At 73.3% G+C, this 21890-nt stretch carries 25 protein-coding genes; 11 read left to right on the forward strand and 14 right to left on the reverse strand.

Going from position 1 to position 21890, the window contains the following annotated elements; genetic code table 11:
- Positions 1 to 137: 137 nt before the first annotated feature.
- The 5 genes from KYT88_RS02145 (at position 138) to KYT88_RS02165 (ending at position 5051) form a co-directional block, all read left to right on the forward strand.
- A complete protein-coding gene (locus KYT88_RS02145; protein ID WP_051629301.1) occupies positions 138 to 803 on the forward strand; it encodes a TetR/AcrR family transcriptional regulator in 666 nt (221 codons plus the stop codon).
- The gene (locus KYT88_RS02150; RefSeq protein ID WP_043585506.1) at positions 800 to 2500 is read left to right on the forward strand and encodes an MDR family MFS transporter; all 1701 of its coding nucleotides are present in this window, start codon (positions 800 to 802) and stop codon (positions 2498 to 2500) included. The genes KYT88_RS02145 and KYT88_RS02150 overlap by 4 nt, the downstream gene beginning before the upstream one ends.
- Before the next feature lie 150 nt (positions 2501 to 2650).
- Positions 2651 to 3094, forward strand: a complete 444-nt coding sequence (locus KYT88_RS02155; protein WP_043585505.1) for an SRPBCC family protein — start codon at positions 2651 to 2653, stop codon at positions 3092 to 3094.
- A gap of 155 nt (positions 3095 to 3249) precedes the next feature.
- Positions 3250 to 3741, forward strand: coding sequence for a helix-turn-helix transcriptional regulator (locus tag KYT88_RS02160; RefSeq protein ID WP_051629300.1), 492 nt, complete (start codon positions 3250 to 3252; stop codon positions 3739 to 3741).
- A 14-nt stretch (positions 3742 to 3755) separates the two neighbouring features.
- Positions 3756 to 5051: a HipA domain-containing protein gene (locus tag KYT88_RS02165; RefSeq protein ID WP_255720130.1), complete on the forward strand. Its 1296-nt coding sequence runs from the start codon at positions 3756 to 3758 to the stop codon at positions 5049 to 5051.
- A 79-nt stretch (positions 5052 to 5130) separates the two neighbouring features.
- Here the strand turns inward: KYT88_RS02165 and KYT88_RS02170 are convergent, their stop codons facing one another.
- Complete coding sequence (locus KYT88_RS02170) at positions 5131 to 6795, reverse strand: histidine-type phosphatase (RefSeq protein WP_043585504.1); 1665 nt, start codon at positions 6793 to 6795, stop codon at positions 5131 to 5133.
- 194 nt (positions 6796 to 6989) lie between these two features.
- On the opposite strand from KYT88_RS02170, the gene KYT88_RS02175 reads away from it, so the two are divergent.
- Entirely contained in the window at positions 6990 to 7919 is a 930-nt protein-coding gene (locus KYT88_RS02175; protein ID WP_043585501.1) for an AEC family transporter, read from the forward strand.
- Positions 7920 to 7946: 27 nt separating this feature from the next.
- On the opposite strand, the gene KYT88_RS02180 is transcribed toward KYT88_RS02175, so the two are convergent.
- The 3 genes from KYT88_RS02180 to KYT88_RS02190 form a co-directional block, all read right to left on the reverse strand.
- On the reverse strand, positions 7947 to 8105 hold the full coding sequence (locus tag KYT88_RS02180; protein WP_167332595.1) for a hypothetical protein: 159 nt from the start codon (positions 8103 to 8105) through the stop codon (positions 7947 to 7949).
- A gap of 139 nt (positions 8106 to 8244) precedes the next feature.
- Entirely contained in the window at positions 8245 to 8721 is a 477-nt protein-coding gene (locus tag KYT88_RS02185; RefSeq protein WP_043585865.1) for a GNAT family N-acetyltransferase, read from the reverse strand.
- Between the two features lie 90 nt (positions 8722 to 8811).
- A complete protein-coding gene (locus KYT88_RS02190; RefSeq protein WP_043585863.1) occupies positions 8812 to 9777 on the reverse strand; it encodes an NAD-dependent epimerase/dehydratase family protein in 966 nt (321 codons plus the stop codon).
- 60 nt (positions 9778 to 9837) lie between these two features.
- Between KYT88_RS02190 and KYT88_RS02195 the strand changes: the two genes are divergently transcribed.
- Positions 9838 to 10230 (forward strand): cytidine/deoxycytidylate deaminase family protein, encoded by a 393-nt coding sequence (locus tag KYT88_RS02195; protein ID WP_043585499.1) that lies wholly within the window; start codon positions 9838 to 9840, stop codon positions 10228 to 10230.
- Positions 10231 to 10428: 198 nt separating this feature from the next.
- Here the strand turns inward: KYT88_RS02195 and KYT88_RS02200 are convergent, their stop codons facing one another.
- Genes KYT88_RS02200 through KYT88_RS02210 form a run of 3 tightly spaced genes read right to left on the reverse strand, consistent with a single transcriptional unit; the run spans position 10429 to position 12516 of the window.
- Positions 10429 to 11160: a hypothetical protein gene (locus tag KYT88_RS02200; RefSeq protein ID WP_043585497.1), complete on the reverse strand. Its 732-nt coding sequence runs from the start codon at positions 11158 to 11160 to the stop codon at positions 10429 to 10431.
- 33 nt (positions 11161 to 11193) lie between these two features.
- Complete coding sequence (locus tag KYT88_RS02205) at positions 11194 to 12069, reverse strand: endo alpha-1,4 polygalactosaminidase (protein WP_043585495.1); 876 nt, start codon at positions 12067 to 12069, stop codon at positions 11194 to 11196.
- A gap of 9 nt (positions 12070 to 12078) precedes the next feature.
- Positions 12079 to 12516, reverse strand: a complete 438-nt coding sequence (locus tag KYT88_RS02210; protein WP_043585493.1) for an ASCH domain-containing protein — start codon at positions 12514 to 12516, stop codon at positions 12079 to 12081.
- 115 nt (positions 12517 to 12631) lie between these two features.
- Here KYT88_RS02210 and KYT88_RS02215 point away from each other — a divergent pair, with 115 nt between their 5' ends.
- Positions 12632 to 13540, forward strand: a complete 909-nt coding sequence (locus tag KYT88_RS02215) for an SDR family oxidoreductase (protein WP_081840923.1) — start codon at positions 12632 to 12634, stop codon at positions 13538 to 13540.
- A 39-nt stretch (positions 13541 to 13579) separates the two neighbouring features.
- Here KYT88_RS02215 and KYT88_RS02220 read toward each other — a convergent pair whose 3' ends face one another.
- A complete protein-coding gene (locus KYT88_RS02220) occupies positions 13580 to 14155 on the reverse strand; it encodes an MOSC domain-containing protein (protein WP_043585491.1) in 576 nt (191 codons plus the stop codon).
- Positions 14156 to 14332: 177 nt separating this feature from the next.
- Here KYT88_RS02220 and KYT88_RS02225 point away from each other — a divergent pair, with 177 nt between their 5' ends.
- Positions 14333 to 15964: a sensor histidine kinase gene (locus KYT88_RS02225; RefSeq protein ID WP_237583745.1), complete on the forward strand. Its 1632-nt coding sequence runs from the start codon at positions 14333 to 14335 to the stop codon at positions 15962 to 15964.
- A 233-nt stretch (positions 15965 to 16197) separates the two neighbouring features.
- A complete protein-coding gene (locus KYT88_RS02230) occupies positions 16198 to 16881 on the forward strand; it encodes an Hpt domain-containing protein (RefSeq protein WP_237583746.1) in 684 nt (227 codons plus the stop codon).
- A 198-nt stretch (positions 16882 to 17079) separates the two neighbouring features.
- On the opposite strand, the gene KYT88_RS02235 is transcribed toward KYT88_RS02230, so the two are convergent.
- The 6 genes from KYT88_RS02235 to KYT88_RS02260 all read right to left on the reverse strand — a co-directional run bounded on the left by KYT88_RS02235 (position 17080) and on the right by KYT88_RS02260 (position 21265).
- Entirely contained in the window at positions 17080 to 17949 is an 870-nt protein-coding gene (locus KYT88_RS02235; protein ID WP_043585481.1) for a response regulator transcription factor, read from the reverse strand.
- A 130-nt stretch (positions 17950 to 18079) separates the two neighbouring features.
- Entirely contained in the window at positions 18080 to 18715 is a 636-nt protein-coding gene (locus KYT88_RS02240) for a hypothetical protein (protein ID WP_043585477.1), read from the reverse strand.
- Positions 18716 to 18803: 88 nt separating this feature from the next.
- On the reverse strand, positions 18804 to 19640 hold the full coding sequence (locus tag KYT88_RS02245) for an exodeoxyribonuclease III (RefSeq protein ID WP_043585475.1): 837 nt from the start codon (positions 19638 to 19640) through the stop codon (positions 18804 to 18806).
- 47 nt (positions 19641 to 19687) lie between these two features.
- Positions 19688 to 20080 (reverse strand): hypothetical protein, encoded by a 393-nt coding sequence (locus KYT88_RS02250; RefSeq protein ID WP_043585472.1) that lies wholly within the window; start codon positions 20078 to 20080, stop codon positions 19688 to 19690.
- Positions 20064 to 20714 (reverse strand): Asp23/Gls24 family envelope stress response protein, encoded by a 651-nt coding sequence (locus KYT88_RS02255; RefSeq protein WP_051629329.1) that lies wholly within the window; start codon positions 20712 to 20714, stop codon positions 20064 to 20066. The genes KYT88_RS02250 and KYT88_RS02255 overlap by 17 nt, the downstream gene beginning before the upstream one ends.
- Positions 20711 to 21265, reverse strand: a complete 555-nt coding sequence (locus KYT88_RS02260; RefSeq protein ID WP_043585471.1) for an RNA polymerase sigma factor — start codon at positions 21263 to 21265, stop codon at positions 20711 to 20713. The genes KYT88_RS02255 and KYT88_RS02260 overlap by 4 nt, the downstream gene beginning before the upstream one ends.
- Before the next feature lie 133 nt (positions 21266 to 21398).
- On the opposite strand from KYT88_RS02260, the gene KYT88_RS02265 reads away from it, so the two are divergent.
- Positions 21399 to 21872 carry an Asp23/Gls24 family envelope stress response protein gene (locus tag KYT88_RS02265; protein ID WP_043585469.1) on the forward strand — a complete coding sequence of 158 codons (474 nt, stop codon included), beginning with the start codon at positions 21399 to 21401 and terminating at the stop codon, positions 21870 to 21872.
- Positions 21873 to 21890 lie beyond the last annotated feature (18 nt).

Genomic DNA, 21890 nt, shown 5'->3' on the forward strand with positions numbered 1-21890 from the left:
TCACCGGTCGGATGGCCGGATGCCGCCGTTCGGGTCGTATCCCGTGCGCGGAGGCGGGTGACCGTGAGCCACGCGTCTCGCGTCGAACGGGAACCCGCGAGGAGTCCATATTGCACTCCGCGCCTGAAAGTGCAAACATGCACTCCATGGAAGATGGTGCAACAGGGCTGCGGGAGCGCCGCCGGGTGGAGACATCAGCGCGACTGACGACGCTCGCGCGCCGCCTCACCGCGGAGCGGGGCCTCTCCGGCTTCACCGTGGAGGAGGTCTGCGAGCAGGCAGGCGTCTCCCGGCGCACCTTCTTCAACTACTTCGCCTCCAAGGAGGACGCGCTCTTCGGGCGCTCCGCCCGCGTCGAGACCCAGGACGTCGAGGACGCGTTCGTCGCGGCCGGCGACCCTCGGGATCCCGCGCTCTCGTCCTCGCTGCTCGGCGACTTCGCGGACCTGTGCCTGGAGCGCTGGGCACGCCTGGACACCGACGGCACCTCCATGCAGGACATGCACGCGACCTTCCGCCGCGAGCCCGGCCTCCTCGTGCGCGCGCTCGAGGCCGCCATGGAGGACGAGGCGAAGGACGTGCTCCTCGTCGAGCGCCGCGAGGGGCTGCCGGCCGGCGACCTCCGCGCGTCCGTCGTCGTCCAGACCATGGGCGCCCTCGGCCGGGCGAGCGCGCGCGAGTTCCTCGCCCCCGGCAACGCCGACCCCATCCAGCTCATCCTGCGGCGGCGCCTCGACGCCCTCCGCGAGATCGCCCATCCCACCACCACCGTGACCACCCGCCAGCACGAACGGACCCCATGACCGCCACCGCCCCCGCGCCCCTCCTGCTCACGCAGCGGCGCATCTGGATCATCTTCTCGGCCCTCATCGCCGGCATGCTCCTCTCGAGCCTCGACCAGACCATCGTCTCCACCGCGATGCCGACCATCGTCGGCGAGCTCGGCGGCGTCGACCACCAGGTCTGGATCACCACCGCGTACCTGCTGGCCACCACGATCGTCATGCCCATCTACGGCAAGTTCGGCGACGTGCTCGGCCGACGCAACCTCTTCCTCGCGGCCATCGCGATCTTCACGCTCGCCTCCGTGGGCTGCGCGTTCGCGGGCGACTTCTGGACGTTCGTGGTGTTCCGCGCCGCGCAGGGCCTCGGCGGCGGCGGGCTCATGATCCTGTCGCAGTCGATCATCGCCGACATCGTGCCGGCCAACCAGCGCGGCAAGTACCTCGGCCCGCTCGGCGGAATCTTCGGCCTCTCGGCGGTCGGCGGGCCGCTCCTCGGCGGCTTCTTCGTCGACCACCTCACGTGGCAGTGGGCCTTCTACATCAACATCCCCATCGGGATCGCGGCCTTCGTCGTGGCGTTCATCACGCTCACGCTGCCGAGCAAGAAGGCGACCAAGCGGATCGACGTGGCCGGTGTCGTGCTCCTGTCGATCGCCACGACGTGCCTCATCTTCTTCACGGACTTCGGCGGCGACAAGGCCTACGGCTGGGGTTCGCTCCTCACCTGGGCGTGGGGCCTCGGGCTCGTGGTCGCGGCGTCGCTGTTCGTCTTCACGGAGTCGCGGGCGGACGACCCGGTGATCCCGCTGAGCCTCTTCCGGAACCCCGTCTTCGTGAACGCCACGGCCATCGGCCTCGCGCTCGGCATCGGCATGTTCGCGGCGATCGGCTTCGTGCCGACGTTCCTGCAGATGTCCACCGGCACCTCCGCCGCGGTCTCGGGGCTTCTGCTCCTGCCGATGATGGTGGGCCTCATCGGCATGTCGATCACGTCAGGCATCCTCATCAGCCGCACCGGGAGGTACCGGATCTTCCCCATAGTCGGCACGCTCCTCACGATGCTGGCGCTCGTGCTGATGACCTCGCTCACGGCCCAGACGCCGGTGTGGCTGATCTGCGTGTTCCTCTTCATCTTCGGGCTGGGCCTCGGCCTCATCATGCAGGTAGTGGTGCTCGTGGTGCAGAACGCGGTGCCCGCCGCCCAGATCGGCACCGCGACCAGCACGAACAACTACTTCCGCGAGGTGGGCGCCGCGCTCGGCACTGCCGTGTTCGGCACGCTGTTCACGACGCGCCTCACCGAGAACCTCACCACGGTGTTCGCCGGGGCGGGCGCCGCGCCGGGCGACGCGGCGGCCTCGGCCAGCAGCATCGACCCGCAGACGCTGAACGCCCTGCCGCCCGCGGTGCGCGACGGGATCGTCGACGCGTACGCCGACGCCCTGGCGCCGGTGTTCTGGTACCTCGTGCCGTTCATCGCGATCGCCTTCGTGCTCTCGCTGGTGCTCAAGCAGATCCCGCTGTCGGACGTCGCCGGGCTCGTGGCCCGCGGCGAGGCGGTGGGCGGCGAGGAGGCCGAGCGGCTCGAGGCCGAGCAGCGCGCGGGCGTCCGCGCCGGCACGCGCCCCGCGGAGGCGACCGGACCGGACGCGGCCGACGACGCGTCGCGGATCGCGGTGCCGTCGAGCGACGCGCGCGACGGATCCGGGAGCTGACCCGGGCATCCGGTCGGCGCACGACCCGTTGACGACGCGCTCCCCGGCTGGTCGAATCGCGGAAGGGCCGCCGTCTCCACGCGGAGGCGGCGGCCCTTCCGCGTCGGTCCCCGCCGCGGATCCCGTGCATCAGCCCCACCGGAGGTCGCCGTGAGCGAGCCCATCGTCATCACCCGCACGTTCGCGGCCTCCCCGGACCGCGTCTTCGACGCGTGGACCACCCCGGCCGACTTCGCCGCGTGGTTCGGCACCGCCGCGGTCGACGTGCCGCTCGACACCCTGCGGATGGACGTGCGCGTCGGCGGCGCGTGGAGCGCGGTGATGCGCCTGCCCGACGGGAACGCCATCGACTGGGCGGGCGAGTACGTGGAGCTCGACCGGCCGTCGCGCATCGCGATGACGATGACCGACCGGCCCGACGAGCCCGCGGGCGAGCCGCTCACGGTCGACCTCGAGGAGGTCGCCGGCGGCGCGACGCGCATGACCATGACGCAGCGCGCGGGCGAGTTCTCCGACGAGCAGCGCGAGATGACGATCCAGGGCTGGAGCGCCTTCTTCGACGTGATGGAGGGGCTGGTCGCGCCGAGCGGGTGACCACTGCTGGTCGTGTCCGCATCCATCTGCGGACTCGACCTCGTGATCAGCGGGGTCGCCATGGAACGCGAATGCGCCATGGCGCCAATGTCACATGGACATTCCATTTGTCGCGTGTAACATCGGCGTTACATCACGAGGTGAGGGGAGCGAGCATGCGCGCATCGTGGTCGACGGATCTCGGTCGCATCGCGCGCCAGCGGCGGCTGGACCTGGGGTGGTCGCAGGAGGAACTGGCCGCGAAGGCGGAGGTGACGCGTCAGTGGCTGACGCGCTTCGAGACGGGCAAAGGCGATCCCACGCTGTCGAAGGTGCTGCGCGTCCTACGGGAACTCAAGCTGCATGTGGATGTGGCCGCCGAGGAGCGTGTCGCGGTCACACGGCCCCGCACGACGATCCCGGTCTACAAGCCCGCAAGCGTGGACACGTCTCATCTCGCTGCCGCCCTGGAGCAGTTCGCCCTCGTCGCTTCGCGGGTGAAGAAGCCCGATGAGAAGGCACTGGCGTCTGCTCTGGTCGCGATGCAAGACACCATGGCGGGGGCGATGGAACGGTTGTCGCGCTCCCAGCAGCAGATGCGGGGACAGGGGCAGCTCCCCTCCGGCTCCCGGTCTGCTCGCGGGGAAGACCAGCAGGAGGCGAAGTGATCCGGGTCCTAGATGTGCGCCTATACGGCGTGCTCGTCGCCACCCTCGAGCAGATCCGGCCGCGTGAATACGTCCTGGAATACACCAGGGAGTGGAGCGAAGAGGAAGATCTGCCTGTCTCACTGTCCCTTCCCGTCACGCAGCGGCGGCATGAAGGGGCAGTGGTGTTCCACTTCATCGACAACCTGTTGCCGGACAGCGGCCCTGTGCGCGATGCATGGGCGAGGGAGGCGGGACTCGCCGACACTGAGCCGTTCCAGCTGCTCGCCGTACACGGTGCAGACGTCGCTGGTGCCCTGGAGTTCTACCCGGCAGGGGAGGGATCCCGCTCGGACGGCCATCTGGAACCGCTCAGCCACGAATCCATAGCCGAGCGCATCCGGGCCATTCGACACGATCTGCCCGACCCCGCGCTCGTGGAAGGCGAGGCAGGCCGTTTCTCCCTGGGAGGCGCCCAGGGCAAGTTCGCCCTGGCTCTCCGCGAAGGCGAGTGGTTCGCGCCGACCGGTGTGCACCCGTCCAGCCACATCTTCAAGCCCAAGGTCGGTGCCCTCGTCGATGGGGAGATCATCGAGCACGTGACGATGACGGCGCTACCGTTGCTCGGCATTCCCGCCGCCCGGACCGAGATGCTGGACTTCGACACTGAGCGGTCCCTCGTGGTCACCCGCTTCGATCGACAACCCGCGGCGGACGGCGGCCTGACGCGCTTCCATCAAGAGGACCTCGTGCAAGCGACCGGCACCCCGCGGTTGAAGAAGTACCAGAAGGACGGCGGCCCGGGATATCGCGACATCCTCGGCCGGCTCGGCCGCATCCCGGACAGCGAGATCTCCGCGCTCGCGAGATCCCGATTCGTCGAGGCGCTCTTCGCTTCGTGGTTCCTGCTGAACACCGACGCCCACGGCAAGAACTTCTCGCTGAGGCACGCTGCTCCCGCGTCCGATCTGACCGAGATGTACGACTTCTCTTCCCTGTTGCCCTACATCCGGCCACGGGGAGATGCGCCGCGAGACCTGCTCCATGCCTTCGGTGCGACGCGGATGTCCATGGCCATCGCAGGGCGGTATGAGGCGGAATCGATGGGTGCCTTCGAATGGGCCGCCGTCGCGCGAGAAGCGGGCATGCCGGGCGATGCGTTCATCCACTGGGCCAAGGACTTCGTGTCCATCGCGCCCGCCGTCTTCCGTCTCGTCGCGGGGGGCCTGCGCGAGACGCATCGGACATCGACCGTCGAGACGATGCTCGATCGGTTGGAGACGCGCTCCGAGCAAGCGCTGCGCATCTTGGATCGGGAGATCCACATCTGATCCCACCTGCCGCGCGAGAGGGCGATCCAGGGCTGGGCGCGTCGCTCGACGTGATGGAGGGGCTGGTCGCGCCGGACGCCTAGCGCGTGCGGCCGGCGGGCCGGTCCTGTCGCGGCCTCCTCACCACGCCGACCGCGGTGATGCCCGCCGCGCCCAGCGCGAACGCGAGGACGGCCAGGAACGGCAGCTCGTCGGCGGACATGCCCGTGGCGGCGAGGGTGTCGCCCCGGGCCGCGGAGGCGTCGGCGGCGGCGAGCTCGGCGGGCGAGCCGGGGAGCGCGCCGGGGTCGGACGCGCCGGGCGAGGTCGTCCCGGGATCCACCACGGCAGCGCCCGTGAGGCAGCGGCGCACCTCGCTCGCGTCGTAGAACAGCGAGCCCGACGCGATGGGCGTGCAGCCCGCGCGGAACGGGATCGCCTTCTCGTCGTAGAGCATGCGCACGATGGCGCGGCCGCTCGCGTCCCGGTAGACGTCCCACTGGACGTTGGCGGCCATGGGCGTGACGGTCTCGCCGCGCCACGCGTTCGTCGCGTACGCGTACGGGGCCTCGGGGGTCACCGGCTGCGTCGAGCCGGGAAGCCCGATGAGCGCCGCGAACGGGATGATCGTCTCGGCGTGCGCGAAGCGGAAGGTCGCGGCCGTGGAGGATCCGGCGAGGCGCGCGTCCATCGAGTCGAGGAAGTCGTCGAGGAGCGGCGTCGCCATCCGGTAGGTGATGTCGCTGCCCTGGAACGCCGGGCCCTTCGAGTAGAAGTCCTCGGAGTCGAGCAGGTAGGCGAACCACTCGGTGTCCGCGTCGTCGCCCGCGAAGTAGCGGTCGAAGTCGACGCTGACCTCCTCCGTCATGTCCGGCGCGATGATGTAGAGGTTGTAGAGCATCATCGCGGCGTCGAGCTCGTCGTCGACGTGGGTGCCGCCGTCGCCGCCGTCGACGAAGTGGTACTGCCCGGCCGCGAGGCGGCCGACGAAGGCGGGCGTGTAGACGCGCTCGAGCAGTCGGCGCGCGGCCTCGTGGCTGCGGGGCTGGGCGTAGATCGCATCCACCGCGGCGGTCACGACGGGTCCGTCCTCGTAGGCCCGGTAGTCGGCGTTCGCGGCGGACTTGTGGAAGTAGAGCGTGTCGGGATCCTTCTGGATGTCCTTCGGCAGGTGCGACGCGAGGAGCGGATCCGCCCGCTTCAGCCCCTCCGCGAACGCCTTGCCCGACGCGGTGGCGCGCGCCTCACCCGAGCTCTCGAGCGCGACGGTGTCGGATCCCGCGTCGACGCCTGCGAACAGCGACGGCAGCCGCTCGACGACGCGCGAGCCGATGCCGCGGTGCTGATCGGCGCCCTGGCCGGTGAGGTTGCCGTAGCCGAGCTTCTCGTTCGCGGCGGTGAGCTTGGCGACCTCCGGGCCGAGGGTCTGGCCGAGCGTCGTGAGCGCGCCCTCGGAGCGGGCCTGCTCCCACACCTGCGTGGTGAGCGAGTCGTACTTGAAGCTCGACAGGGCGCGCGATCCGTGGCGCGCGACGGACTCCGTGTAGACGGGCGCGAACCCGGCGGGTGCGGGCGCGAGGTCGGCCGCGGTGCCCTGCGGGGCGTACGGGGTCTTGCTGCTGTAGTACGTGCGGTCGGCGGATCCGGTGCCGGTGCCGGTGCCGGTCGCCGCGAGGGCCGGGAGGGCGGATCCCCCGGCGGCGATCCCGAGGGCGAGCGCGAGCGCGACGGAGGCGGACAGGCGGCGGCGGGTGCGGAGGCGCATGGGTTCCTGGTGGAGCGGGCGCGGCGCGGGGTGAGCGCGGCGGCGGGTGCGGGTCGGTCGCGGGCGCGACGCGGCCGACGCTAGGCGGATCGCATGACGCGGCGGTGTCCCGGCGCTGAACGGGCGGGGCGCCGGGCGTCGGCCGAGCCCGCACCTCGCCCGTAGGGTGGGAGGACGCGGGCGAGGGGAGTCGGATGATCGGGGTGCTGACCGGCTTCGCCATCATCGGCTTCATCATCGCCGTGGGCTACGGCGTCGGCCGCTCCGGGATCGCGGGTCCCGGCGCCCAGCACTCCCTCAACCGGGTCGCGTTCTTCGTCGCGACGCCCGCGCTGCTGTTCACGGTGCTCGCGAAGGCCGACCTGCACGTCGTCTTCTCGGCGTTCCTGCTCACGTCGGCGAGCGCGGTGGCCGTCGCGGCGATCCTCTACCTGATCGTCGCGCGGATCCTCTTCCGCCGGCCGGTCGCGGAGACCACCATCGGCGCGGCATCCGCCAGCTACGTCAACGCCAACAACATCGGCCTGCCGGTCGCGATCTACGTGCTCGGCGACGCGCAGCTCGTCGCGCCCGTGCTGCTGCTCCAGCTGCTGGTGCTCGCGCCGACCACGCTGACGGTCCTCGACATCTCGAGCCGGGGATCCGCGTCGGTGGTCGGGATCCTCACCCAGCCGCTGCGCAACCCGATGATCATCGCGTCGATGCTCGGCATCCTCATCGCGATCACCGGGCTCCAGGTCCCCGACGCGATCTACGAGCCCTTCCGGCTCATCGGCGGCGCGGCGATCCCCATCGTGCTGATGGCGTTCGGCATGTCGCTCGTGGGGCGGAAGCCGCTCGCGCCCGGATCCGGTCGCGGGGAGATCATCGTGGCCTCGGTGATCAAGACGGTGGTCATGCCGCTCGCCGCGTTCCTGCTGGCCCGCTTCGCGTTCCACCTGGACGCGCCGCAGACGTTCGCCGCGACCGTGATCGCGGGCCTGCCGACGGCGCAGAACATCTTCAACTTCGCGTCGCGCTACGAGCGCGGCGTGGTGCTCGCCCGCGACACCGTGCTCATCACGACGGTCGCCTCGATCCCGGTGCTGCTGGTGATCGCGGCGCTGCTCGCCCCCGGGACCTAGCGGGCGCCGGATCCAGCGGGCGTCGACCTAGCGGCGGCGGGTCGGCGTCGCGCGCTGGGCGGCGCGCTTCTGCGAGCGCTTCGCCATCTGGGCCTTGCCCTTGGCCATCGCGGCCTTGCCCTGGCGGCTGCGCAGGAACTTGCGGATCACGGGGACGGCGACGAACAGGAAACGGATCAGCGGCATGGTGCTCCTCGGGGGATCGGCGCGGATCGGTGGATCCCCGCTCATCGACCCTGCCAGGTCCGGGCGCGCGCGACCGGGTCGGGAGCGGATGCGGCGGGGAACGGCCAGGCGGGCGCAGCGGGGGAGGGACCGGCCCGGCTCAGAGGGCCTTGCGCATCTGCTGCGCCGTCACGTCGTATCCGGCCGACGCGTAGAGCGCGATCGCGATCCGGTTCGCGCCGAAGACGTTGAGCGCCAGCGCGGGGGCCCCGGCCGCACGCGTCGCCTCCTCCACCGCGGCGAGCATGGCGCGGCCGTACCCGGATCCGCGGCGCGACGGATCCACCATGAGCTCGAACAGGAACGCCGTGTCGGGCCTGCCGTTCGGGTCGTCGAGCGCGACCCAGGCGCTGCCGACCCCGACGCCGTGCTCGTCGACGCCGCGCAGGAGCAGGGTGCGCGGAGTCCGGATCCCGTCGGGCAGCCACTTCGCGGTCTCCGCCGCCGACCGCTCGCGCGCGCCTCCCGCCGGCCAGAGGCCCGCCTCGACCTGCCGGGCCGCGTAGTCCTCGTCGGCGGCGGCCATCATCTCGGCGAACTCGGACGGGGTCATCGGGCGCACGGTCACGGAGGGCATGCAGCGCATGGTCGCAGGGGCGGGCGCGCCCGCGGTCGGGCTGTCCACGTCAGCCGCAGCGGCGGCGGGCTCCGGGAGCCCAGGCGGGCGTCAGCCGCGCGGGCGCTCGCCGTCGCGGATCCACGCGACCTCGGCGCGCAGCAGCTCGGCGCCCGGGCCGACGGGGGCGTAGCCCAGCGCGAGCGACGCGCGCGTGTCGAGCACGATCGGGTGCGCCGCGGCCCACGGGTGCGCGCCGCCGTCGACGCCCGACTCCAACGGCACGATGCGTCCGCGCCAGCCGAGCTCGTCGGCGATGACGGCGACGATCTCGGCGGCCGTCAGCGGATCCGGGTCGGCGGAGTTGAGGATCCGCGCGCCCGGCACGTCCGCGACCCGCGCGATGAGCGCCGCCGCGTTCGCCGCCGCGATGAGGTGGTCGACGGACGCGCCGCGGTCGGCGAGCTCGATCGTCTCCGCGCCCGCGAGCATCCGTTCGGCGATGGCGCGCGTGCGGGCGTTCCTCGCCCACCGGCCGTGCACCTTGGACGGGCGGATCACGGTGACCGGCAGTCCGCTCTCGAGCGCCGCCCGCTCCACGGCGGCCTTGGAGGGCGCGTAGCCCTCGCGCGTGAAGGGATCGGTGCCGTCGGCGGCGGGCGCGAGGGCCGGGTTGTCCTCGGGGATCGGGATGGGGAAGCGCGGCGGCTCGTCGCCGTTGATGTGGCGTCCGTCGTCGTCGACGTACACGGCGCGCGAGGACGCGACGACGACGGACCCGCTCGCCCGCATCGCCGGGACGAGCGCGCGGACGTCGGCCGCCGTGAACGCGACGAGGTCGACGAGCAGGTCGACGCCGTAACCGAGCAGCCGCTCGATGCCGCGGGCGTCGGCGCGGTCGAGCGCGTGGAAGCGCACGCCGAGGTCCCGGAGCTCGGCGGGCATGAGGTCGGGATCGCGACCCGTCACGTCCACCGACCACCCGTCGCGGACCAGCCGTTCGGCCGTCGCACCGCCGATCGCTCCGGTGCCGCCGAGGACGAGGGCGCGACGCGAGGGGGCGGTGGAGGAGGGCACGGTCGTCGAGCCTAGGGGCACGCGAGACGCGGCGGCGAACACGTCCGGCAGGATGAGCGCATGCCCCTCCACGACTCCGAGGTCCGGCTGATCGCCGCGGCCGAGGCCCTCGCGCGGACGCTCGGCGCGGACCCGGACCACACCATGGCGGCCGCGGCCCTCGATGCGGCCGGTCGGATCCACACCGGCGTCAACGTCCTCCACTTCACGGGCGGCCCGTGCCCCGCGCTCGTCGCGCTGGGTGCCGCGGCTGCCGCGCACGCGGGACCGCTCGTGGCGATGGCGGCGGTGGGCGACGGCGGTCGCGGGATCGCCCCGCCGTGCGGCCGGTGCCGCCAGGTGATGCTGGATCTCCAGCCCGGCATCCGCGTGGCCGTCCCCGGTGCGGATGGACCGGAGATGGTCGCGATCGGCGACCTGCTGCCGGTCTCGTACGCGCGACCCGACGAGTAGTCGACCGGGAGCGCGTGCGGTGAGCACGCGTGCCGCGATGGCGGCGGATGGTGGAGAGCTCCGGAAATCGAACCAGACGAGGCACCCCGATAGGTGCGCTCCCCGAACGGATGACAACCTAGCGGATCCGCCTGGGCTGCCGCACCTCGGCCGTCGCGCTCGGGATGCCGACGTCGCGAAGCGGAGGGGGAGGAGGCGTCAGCCGCCGACGGTCCGCACCCGGACCGTCTCGCCGTCGTCGTCCAGCTCGAACGTCAGCGTCGTTCCCAGGGGGAACGCGTCGCGGAGCTCCTGCGGTTGGTCGGCCGTGACGACGAGCGCGGTGCGCGCGGGGACGGCGCCGGTCGCGCAGCCGGGCACGCCGCTGACCGCACCGTCCTGCTCTGCCGCGCCAGCGACGAGGCACGTCTCCTCGACGCCCGTGGCGGGGTCGGGCACGGGTATCCGCGCCACCGAGATCCCGTGGAACGCGGCGAACAGGGAACCCGGCGCGATGGATCCCGTGTCGACCGAGAGGTAGGTCGCGTTGTCCGGCACCGGCGGCGGCTCGAGCGCGAGCATCGCGACGGTGCCCCGCTCGTCGCCGAGCCACCAGGCGGTGGCACCCGCGGCGGCGACCGCGACGATCACGAGGGATGCGGCCCAGGCTCCGACGAGATGCGGGCGGATGCGCGTTCGTGTCCGCCGTGCCGGGGGCCGATCGTCGCGCGGGTCACCGGCGGCCGGGTCTCCGCGCTCCGGCACAGTCGCCGCCGACGGGCCGGGCGAGCCGTCGGCCCGGGTGTCCGACGCAGCGCGGACGGGACGGGCGGCACCCCGCCCCTCCAGCTCGCGCAGCCGCGCGAGCGAGGCGGCGTCATGCGGGTCGCGATCCGGCCCGAACACGCGCCGGCGCAGCTCCGCGATCTCCGCGCGCCGGTCGTCGTCCATCCCCGCATCGTGTCACGGGGCGGGCGATCCCGCTCAGCAGGCCGCGTACGCGTATCCGTCCTCGCTCGCGGGCACGAGGTCGCGGTCGCGCACGATGGCGCGGGGCGGGGGATCCAGCGCCAGGATCCGCGCGCACACCTCGTCGGCCGTGCCGCGCAGGTCGTCGGTGTACTCGACGTCGAGCACGTGCGGCCCGTAGACCGCCGTGTAGTCCGCGCACTCCTTCCACCGGTCGCACTCCTCGGCGACGGCGAAGTCGAAGCCGGCCTCGTCGCGGCCGCGGGAGCCGATGCCGGTGGTGTTCTTCTGCGCGACCGCGAGGCCGCGGTCGTGCGCGTGATCCACGAGGAGGGTCGCGAGCGCCAGCGCGTCATCCGCGTCCAGGGCACCCTCGGACCGGTTCCACGAGTCGAGGTTGTCGAACTCGACGGCCTGGAAGCCGGCGTCGGCGCAGCGGTCGACCGCGGTCGCCTGCCGGGCCGCGATGGAAGTGCGCTTCGCCGCGGTCGAGGTGTCGAGGATGAACTCGTCGTCCCAGTTCGGATCCACGAGCGGCCCGTCGTCGCCCTGCACCAGCAGGTCGTCGGGCCATGTCTCGCCCGGCTGGGTCTGGAACCCGTTGACGTAGCAGACGCCGTACGCGCCCTCCGCGGGCTCGTCGGTGCTGTCGCGGACGACGATCCCGACGCCGGCCGGCACGGGGGAGGCGCCGCCGAGCTGGTAGTCGAAGCCGGTGGCGGTCGGCGGCAGGGTGACGGCCGCTGTCGTGTCCGCCGCCAGCAGGCCCGTCGTCGCCGCGTCGGCGGAGGCGACGGTCGGCGCGGACGCCGGACGCGGATCCGCTGCCGCGCAGCCGGAGAGGGCGACCAGGGCGGCGGTCGCGAGGGCGGCGGAGAGGAGGGGGCGCATGATCCGAACCTAGGCGGGTCGATCCGCGGTGCCCACCACCCGGAAGCGCTCCATCACGATCTCGGTGTCGTCATCGAGCACGAATCCCTCGGGCAGCTCCGCGAGCACCTCGGCCGACGTACAGAACCCCTCGTGCCCGGACCGCCACTCGGCGACCGTCGTGAAGCCCTCGCCCTCGTCCACCGCGTGCGCGAGCGGCACGTCGGCCAGCCGCGCGATCTCCACGGCCGTCGTCTCGATCACGAGCACCGGCCGCCCGGCGGAGTCGATGACGGCGCCGCGGGACCCGACGACCGGCAGCTCCTCCTCGTCGGCGTCGTACTGGATCAGCAGCGAGCTCGTCGAGGTCTTCTCACCGGAGACGATCGCGCCCACGAGCTGGTCCCGCAGCGGCCCCGGGAACGCGAACTCGACGGGCGGGAGGTCGGGCTCGGGCGTCGTCGTCATGCGTCGATCGTAGGAGCGCCGCCGCGTCAACCCCCTCCGCCTCCCCGGACGCCGCGCGCCCTCCGGGCCAGGCTGGAAGGGACCCAGGACGCAGGACCACAGGAAGGCGCATCGCATGAGCGAGATCCGCAACGGCGGCAACCAGTACGAGATCCAGGACCCGATCGCGCAGTACCCGTCGCCGCCGTTCCCTCAGCAGGAGCAGACGGGCCCCGGCGACGAGCTGCGGTTCGAGCCGACGCCCGACCACGGCCAGGACAGCTACGTCGGCTTCGGCCGCCTGGAGGGCCGCAAGGTGCTCATCACGGGCGCCGACTCCGGCATCGGCAAGGCCGTCGCGATCGCGTTCGCGCGCGAGGGCGCCGACATCGCGCTCAACTTCCTCGACGAGGAGCTCGAGGACGCGCGCGACACCGCATCCACCATCGAGGCCGACGGGCGCACCGCCGCGCTCGTGCCCGGCGACATCTCCGACGAGACCGCGTGCCAGGACATCGTGCAGGCGTCCGTCGCGGCGCTCGGCGGCCTCGACTGCCTCGTGATGGTCGCCGGATACCAGCGCAACGAGGACGACATCCTCGACCTCGACTCCGAGCAGCTCGACCGCACGATGAAGACCAACGTCTACTCGCTGTTCTGGCTGAGCAAGGCCGTGATCCCGCACCTGCCGAAGGGCGGCAGCATCATCACGACGAGCTCGTCGCAGGCGTACCAGCCGAGCCCGGACAAGATCGACTACGCGGTCTCGAAGGGCGCGATCCGCAACTTCACGCAGGGGCTCGCGCAGCAGCTCGCGCCGAAGGGGATCCGCGTCAACTCGGTCGCGCCCGGCCCGTTCTGGACCGTGCTGCAGCCCGTCGGCCAGTCGGCGTCGGACGTGGAGGAGTTCGGATCCCAGTCGGTCTACGGCCGTCCGGGCCAGCCGGCGGAGATCGCGGCGACGTACGTGTTCCTCGCGAGCCAGGAGTCGAGCTTCACGAGCGGTGAGACGATCGCGGTGACCGGCGGCACGCCCGTCCACTGACCGGAGCCGCGAGGGCCGCGGCCGAGGCGGCGGGGCGCGTCAGAACAGCCGCGCCCCGCAGGCGTCGGCCTCGTCCTCCTCGCCGAGAGGCCGCTCGGTGCGGAGCACGGCCGGGCCGACCGTGAGGATCCCGTCGCCGAGCGGCTCGCAGCGCACCCCGCCGCGGCCGCGGAGCGCGCGGAAGGCGCCGGGCGCGAGCATCACGTCCATCCACGCGCACGGGTTCGCCGGCCGGTGGCCCTGGAACTCGACCGGCCCGTGACCAGAGTCGATGCTGAAGCGCATGCCGCGCAGCCGGTCGACGTCCGCGCCGCGCAGCAGCACGTTGCGGCGCGTGTCGACGGGGTCCAGTCCCGCCTCGACGCCGAGCTCCCGCGCCACGCGCTCCACCGACTCGACGGCCATCACCGTGACCGCCGCCATGCGGTGGGCGCGCTGGCCGAAGTAGCGGTCGCCGACGATCCCGAGCCCGGCGCGCACGCGCACCGAGGACCGCGACGGCGGCTCGCCCGGCTCGTCCCGCGGGCCGTCGGACGGGCGTCCCTCCAGCCGGTGCACCGGCGAGGCGACGAGGAACGCGATCTCCACGCGGTGCTCGTGCGGGAGATCGGCCATCCGGGAATCGTACGGGCTCATACCACGGGGTACGTCGGCCAGGGGCGGTCGCTCCACTCGTGGCTATCATCGATAAGCGGGACGGTGTGACCGCATCCGGGGGGTCACGTGGGCGAGCTTGCTCCCTCCGACGTGCGGCGCGATCCGGTGTCCCGTGCCCAGGCCGTGCTCCGGAGCATGACGCTCTCGAAGCCGCTGCACGCGCAGCTGCCCTTCATCCTGAGCCTCGCCGTCGTCGGCGTCGTCGCGGGCGCGGGCGACCTCGACTCCGTGGCCCGTCCCGGATTCGTCGCGGGCACGGTCGTCGCCGCGATCGTCACCATCGTGGCGGCCGTCGTCCCCTGGGAGCGCATCGACTCCGACTGGGTGGCCGTGCTGCCGATGGTCGACTTCGTGGCGCTCGCCCTCTGCCACGACGCGATCGGCGACCAGGTGCCGTCGACCGCCTTCCTCATCGTGTTCCCGGTGATCTGGCTGGCGTACGCCTTCGCCCTGCACGTCCTGTGGCTCGGCGCCCTCGGCACGGCGTCGGTGCTGGCGCTGCCCTACTTCCGGACGGGCACCGTGCCCGAGGGCACGACCGGCTGGTCGCACCTCGTCGTGCTGCCCGTGGTGATGCTCCTCGTGGCCGTCGCCGTGAACCTGCTCGCCCAGCAGCTGATCCGCCAGCACGCGCGCCTGGAGGACATGCAGCGCGAGCTGACGGGCACGCTCGTCGACCTGCAGGAGCGCAACTCGATCATCGACGGCGTGCTCGACGCGATCGACGACACCGTCATCGTGCTCGACGCGACGGGCCGCATCATGCTGCGCAACCGCGCGGCCCGCGAGCTCATGGCTCTCGCCGGCCCCGTGGATCCGGACGACCCGATGCTCGGCCGCCTCGTCTACGAGGAGGACCGCGTGACGGTCGTGCCGCCCGAGCGCCAGCTCGTGGCCCGGGCCCGCGCCGGCGAGGTCGTCGGCCGGGAGGTGTACTGGATCGGCGAGGGCGGCGCGCAGAAGGCCGTGCTCTCGTCGCTGTCCCCGCTCGTGGACGCCTCAGGGCGCATGTTCGGGACGGTCGTGGTCAGCACGGACGTGACGGCGCTCGCCCTCGCGGTCACCGAGCGCGAGGACTTCGTCGCGAGCGTCTCGCACGAGCTGAAGACGCCGCTCACCTCCATCCTCGGGTACGTCGAGCTCATCGCCGACGACCTCGAGGAGGACGACCTCGACGACCGGATCACCGCCGCCCGCCTCGCGATCGTGGAGCGCAACGCCCAGCGCCTCCTCGGCCTCATCGGCGACCTCCTCACGGCGGCGCAGCACACGCTCGCCGTCAACCGGAACCTCGTCGACGTGGGCGAGATCGTCGAGAACGCGCTCGACGTGATCCGCCCCCACGCGCATGCGAGCGGCGTCACCCTGGTCGAGCCGGACTACGAGGAGCTGGTCGCGGAGGTCGACGCCGTGCGCATCGGCCAGGTGCTCGACAACCTGCTCAGCAACGCGGTGAAGTACACGCCGGAGGGCGGCACGGTCATCACCGAGGTGGGGGTCGACGGCGACCACTTCCGCCTGTGCGTGACCGACGACGGCGTGGGCATGTCGGCGGAGGACACGTCGCAGCTGTTCACGCGCTTCTTCCGCACCAACTCCGCCCGCGCGAGCACGGTCGCGGGCGTGGGGCTCGGCCTCAGCATCACGCGCTCGATCGTGGAGGCGCACGACGGGTCCATCGAGGTGGAGAGCGCCGTCGGCACGGGCACCTCGATGCGCGTGCGGCTGCCGCTCCGCGTCGGGCGTGCCACGTCGCGGCCGACTTGAGCTGATCTTGTCCCCACCTTGATCCGATCCGGCATCCGGCGGTGTCAGGCTCGAGCAACGACGGGGCCACCCGTCCGACACGAGCGATCGAAGGACCGGATGATCCCCCACGACCACCCCGCGAGCGGCACCCGAGCCGCGCGCACCGGGTGCCGTGCCGGGTCCACGGATGCGCGGCCGGTCCCCGACGGCGGCCTCCCCGGTCCTTCCGATCGTCTCGTCGGCGGTCGGGCGTGAGCGCCCGAGCCGCCCGTGTCCCGCAGCTCCCCCCGCTCCTCGACGTCCGCGTCCTGGAGCAGCTGCTGGGCGAGCTGTCGGACGAGCCCGGCCCCGCCCGTCTGTCCGTCGTCCCCGCGACGGGCACCCCCGCTCCGCCCCTCGGCGTTCCCGCGCCGGGCGGCGTGACCCCGCCGCGCGGCCACCCCGAGCCGCGCCGTGGGACCCCGTCGTCCGGATCCCCCCATCCGGACGACCGCCTCGCGACCCGTGGTGCCCCCGCACCCGGTCGCGGGCAGGCGCCGGCCGGATCCCCCCGTCCGGTCGGCGCCCTCACCTCCGCCCCCGCCGCCTCGGAGCCGACGTGCCCCGGAGCGCTCACCGACGGGCAGCACGCCTGCGTCGACTTCCTGCGCTTCTTCGTCGACCTGTGGCCGAGCCGCTGGGAGCGCCTCGACGCCGCCGTGCGCGCCGCCGACCGCGCGGCCGCGCTCGACGCGTGCCTGAGCGTGAAGAGCTCGGCGGCGATGGTGGGAGCGCTCCTGCTTAGCGACGTCGCGGCGCACCTCGAGCTGGCGATCCGCTCCGCCGACCACGCCCGTGCCGCGGCCATGCTGCCGGAGCTCGGCGAGGTGGGCGAGCGGAGCATGGACGCGATGCGCTCGTGGATCCGCGCGGAGGCGGGACACCCGCCCGACTAGACCCGTGCGCGAGGCCGCCCCGGCGGCCGACGCGCACGCCCGACCGGCTCCCGCGACAGGCCGGTCGGAGGAACGGAGCGGGATCCCACCCGAGGGGACCCCGATCCACGGCGCAGCTGCCGCGGGACCCACCGGTCCCGCGGCAGCCCCCTGAGTCCCGTCGGCGAGCGGTGCGAGCAGCGAGCGGCGCCCGGCGCCTCAGCCGCGCGGCGGCGCGAGCCGGTAGCCGACGCCGCGCACCGTCTGGATCCACCGCGCCTCGCGCGGGTCGTCGTGCAGCTTCCGGCGCAGGTTGCCGAGGTGCACCTCCACGGCGCGCTCCTCCGGCTCGGTGGACGAGGCGACGGCATAGGAGCCGCTGCGGATGTCGCGCACGAGGTCGCCCTTGGTGCGCACGCGACCGCCGCTCGCGAGGATCGAGGCCAGCAGGTCGAACTCGGTGCGCGTGAGGTCGACCGGCTCGCCGTCGACCGTGACGTGGCGGGTGCCCTCGTCGAGCTCGAGGCCGTTGTGACGGAGGACGTCGGCGTCGTCCGTCGCGGCATCGGCCGGTGGGGCGGGCGAGAGGGCGGGCGAGACGACGGCCGTGGTGGCGGAGGACGCGGGCTGCCTCGGCTCCTCCGCGTCGGCGGCCGTGCCCGGGGCGTCGGATGCGGCCGGCATCCCGGCAGCGGGCGTCGCCGTCGCGTCCCCGCCGCCGCGCGGTCGGCGCATCATGGCCGAGATGCGGGCGCGGAGCTCGCGCGGACGGAACGGCTTCACGATGTAGTCGTCGGCGCCGGCCTCGAGCCCGAGCAGGGTGTCGACCTCCTCGCCCTGCGCCGTGAGCATCACGATGTAGGCGTCGCTCACGAGGCGGATGCGGCGCGCGGCCTCGAAGCCGTCGAAGTCGGGCAGGCCCACGTCGAGCGTGATGACGTCGGGGGAGACCTCCTCGGCCAGCCGCACGCCGTCGGTCGCGGTGCCGGCGGAGTGCACCTCGAAGCCGCCCTGGCGCAGGACCACCTCGAGCAGCTGGCGGATGTCGCCGTCGTCCTCGATGACCAGAGCCACACGTCCGCTGTCCACTACCGCCCCCTCGCATGCCGCGTGCGCGGCCGTACCCCCGGATCCGCGTCAGGCGCGCCGGACCTCCCACGCTAGCGGACCGCCGCACCCCCGCCTCCGCGGCGGCGGGCCGCCGGGCCGGCGCACGGGATCAGGTGACGGGGGAGGAGCCGGGCACCGCGACGAGCACGAGCGCGGCGCCGAGGATGTACGCCGCGAGCGACGCGCCCACGCCGATGAGGAGCACCAGCCATGGCCGGGTGCGCCCGCGGATCATGCCGACGAGCGCGACGATGACGGCGATCCCCGTGAGCATCAGCGGGCCCGCGACGGCGATCCCGTAGCCGATCGTGAAGAGCGAGTCGCGGCAGACGTAGGCGTCGACGTCGCACGCGTCGGTGACGAAGATCAGGCCGAGCCCCATGGCGCCGATCGTGCCGCCCACGATCGCGGCGACGAGCATCGAGACGAGCGTGGTGACGAGGACCCGGCGGTCGATCCGGCGGATCCAGCGCGGCACCCAGTCGGGGCCGGGCAGGTCCTCGTCCCGGCGTCCGCGGTCGTCGTCCCGGCGAGCGGCGGAAGCATCGCGCGCGACGCTCCGCTCCGACGGACGGCGGATGACCTCGGTCGCGTCGGGGTCCCGGGACGACCGGCGCGGGATGGTCGGCAGCGTGATCGTCGGCAGCTGCGGCAGGCGTCGGCTGCGGGCGGGCGGGCCGGCGGAGCGGCGTCCGCGGTCGGCGCGGCGGCCACGCTCGGGGGTCGCGTCGTCGTCGGGGGTCACGGAACGAGACTACGGGGCGCGTCCCGCCGGGCCGGAATCGGCGGGATCGGCGGGAGGCCGAGCGGCCATGCCGGCGCGGGGCGGATGGTCAGAAGATCATCGGCCGGTCGTCGTCGAGCTCGGTCTCGACGTCGAGGTCCACGGCCACCGGCACGTGGTCGCTCGGGCCGTCGCCCTTGCGCTCGTCGCGGTGGATCCGGGGCGCATCCACGAGCTCGGCGAACCGGCCGTTGCCGAGGATGAAGTCGATCCGCATGCCCTCGTTCCGCGGGAACCGCAGCTGCTGGTAGTCCCAGTACGTGTAGCCGTCGGGGATCGACGGCCGCACGACGTCCGCGAGCCCGGCGTCGAGGAACGCGGCGAACGCGGCGCGCTCCGGCTCGGACGTGTGCGTCTTGCCCTCGAACAGCGCCGGATCCCAGACGTCGGTGTCGAGCGGCGCCACGTTCCAGTCGCCCATGAGCGCGAGCGGGGTGGCGGGATCCGCGGCGAGCCAGGCGCGGGTGTCGGCGGCCAGCGCCTGGAGCCACTCGAGCTTGTAGGAGTAGTGCGGGTCGTCGAGGGCGCGGCCGTTCGGCACGTAGAGGCTCCAGAGGCGGACGCCCGCGACGGTCGCGCCCATGGCGCGCGCCTCGAGCGGCGGCTGCCCGGAGGCGTCGGGCTTGCCGAAGCGCGGCATCCCCTCGAAGGTCGTCACGACGTCCTCGAGGGGCAGGCGGCTCGCGATCGCGACGCCGTTCCACTGGCTGAGCCCGTGCACGGCGACCTCGTAGCCGGCCTCCTCGAACGCCGCCATCGGGAACTGCTCGGGCTTGCACTTGATCTCCTGCATCGCCAGCACGTCGACGTCCTCGCGCACGAGCCAGTCGACGACGCGGCCCACGCGGGTGCGGATGGAGTTGACGTTCCAGGTGGCGACGCGCATGCGTCCACGGTACCGGGAGCGGGCGGGGCGGCCGTCCGCGCGGAGGGTCAGCCGATGCTGCCGATGCGCACCGTGACAGCGGCCCGCGCGGCGGCCTCGGCACCCACCGACTCGGCGAGGCGCGCGCGGATGGCGTCGACCGCGGCGCGCGCGGTGTCGCTCGCGCGGCCGGACGCGTCCACCGCGATGGACGCCTCGACGAGCACGGTGCCCTCGCCGGTCTCGACGGTGACGAGCTGCTCGACGGCCGTGGAGGATCCGGCCACGACGCCCTCGACCACCTGCTGGGCGGCCAGCAGGATCGGCGAACGCGGCGCGTAGACGTCGGCCACGCCCGCGACGCCGCGGAGGACGGCGGTCAGGTCGCGCGACAGGTCGGCGGGCGCGGGGAGCGGCACGGGGACGGGCGCGGCGGCCGATGCGTCATCGTCGAGGGTCATCTCCGGCCTCCTCCTGCACGGGACGCGCCTGCACGTCCACCACGGTCACGTCGATCGCCTCGACGCGCAGCTCGGTGTGCCGGAGCAGGGCCGCGTGCACCCGCTCGCGCACGCGCTGCGCGAGCTCGGGCAGCGGCTCCCCCCACACGACGCTCAGGGTGAGCGCCACCCGCACGGGCTCGCCGGCGCGCGTGACGTCGCCGTCGAGCGTGCACCGGCCGACGAGGACGCCCGGCACCTCGTCCCCGGCCTGCCGCACCAGGGTGCGCACGGCGCCCTCGGTGAGCGCGAGGCGGACGGCCGGATCCGGGTGGGAGAGCGGGATGTCGCGGCCGGCGCGCGACTCGCGGCTGATGTGGGCGAGCACGCCGCGGAAGAAGTCGTCGCCGGGCGCCTCCTGCTCCTCGGCCTCGACCTGCACGAGCTCGCGGCCGAGGTCGCGCATGCGCTCGAGGGCGCGGAGCGCGTTGCGGGTCTCGGGGTCGTCCTCGTAGGCGGCGATGCGCGGGGTGCGCCCGCGGTCGAGGTAGTCGGCGAGGGCGGCCATGTCGAGGGGCGCGCCGTCGGCGTCGAGCGCGGGTGCGGGATCCACGGGCAGGCGCTCCCCGGGATCGCCCGGTCCGGTGCCGCTCATCGCCATTCCTCCATGCTCGTCATCACGGTGGTGCGCGCCCGGGACAGCCGGCCGCGCACGGTCGAGGGCGTCGAGCCCAGCCTCTCGGCGATCTCCTCGTACGAGAAGCCTCCCACCTCGCGCAGCATCCACACCTCGCGCTGCTCGCGCGGCAGCGCGTCGAGCACCGCCGCCAGCGCGCGCATCTGCGACGACGTCTCCGCGTCGCGCTCGGGGGACGTGAGCCGGTCGGCGATCTCGTGGTCGTCGATGTCGTCGGCGGGACGGCGGGCGCGGATCCGGTCGATGGACTTCCGGCTGACGATCTGCAGCAGCCAGCTCTTCACGCGGTCGGGCTTCTCGAGCGTCGGCAGGCGGTCCCACGCGGTGATGAGCGCCTCCTGCACGGCGTCGTCCGCGTCGGCGCGGGATCCGGTGAGCCGGATCGCGAACGCGCGCATGTAGGGGGCGTGCCGGCGGACCAGCACCTCGAACGCCCGGGCGTCCCCGTCGGCCGCGCGCTCGGCCAGGATGCCGTCGCCCGCGTCCTGCAACGAGGAGGAGAGGGCCATGCCGTACCTCCGTGTGCGCTGGGAGACGAGGCGGATCCGGGAGCGATCCGTGACGGACCACGCCGTCCGTGCGTCTCACCCATGATTACCACAGCCGCGCCCGGGCGACCGGGCATCCACGAGGAGGAACCGCATGAGCGACCAGAACACCAGCACCCCCGCCGACGTCGCACGCGTCTCGCCCGCGAGCACCGGCGCCAGCGCCGGGATCACGGGGAGCGTCCTCGCCGAGGGCGACACCACCGTCACCGACGCCGTCATCGCCAAGGTCGCGGGCCTCGCCGTCCGCGACATCCCGGGCGTGCACGCTCTCGGCGGCGGCGCGGCCCGCGTCATCGGCCAGCTCCGCGACCGCATCGGCCAGACCGACCTCACGCAGGGCATCGCCGTCGACGCCCAGGAGGCGGGCGTCGCGTTCGAGGTGACCCTCGTCGCCGAGTACGGCGTGCCGCTCCAGGACATCGCGGCCGGCGTGCGCGCCGCCATCTCCGACGCGGTGACGGAGCTCGTCGGCCGCCGCGTGACGCGCGTCGACGTCACGGTCGCGGACATCGTCATGCCCGGCGAGGGATCCGACGACGACGCGTCCGCGGCGCCCGCCGTCTGATCCGTCCCGCACCACCCG

It is taken from the genome of Clavibacter sp. A6099 (assembly GCF_021919125.1).
Lineage (GTDB): Bacteria > Actinomycetota > Actinomycetes > Actinomycetales > Microbacteriaceae > Clavibacter > Clavibacter seminis.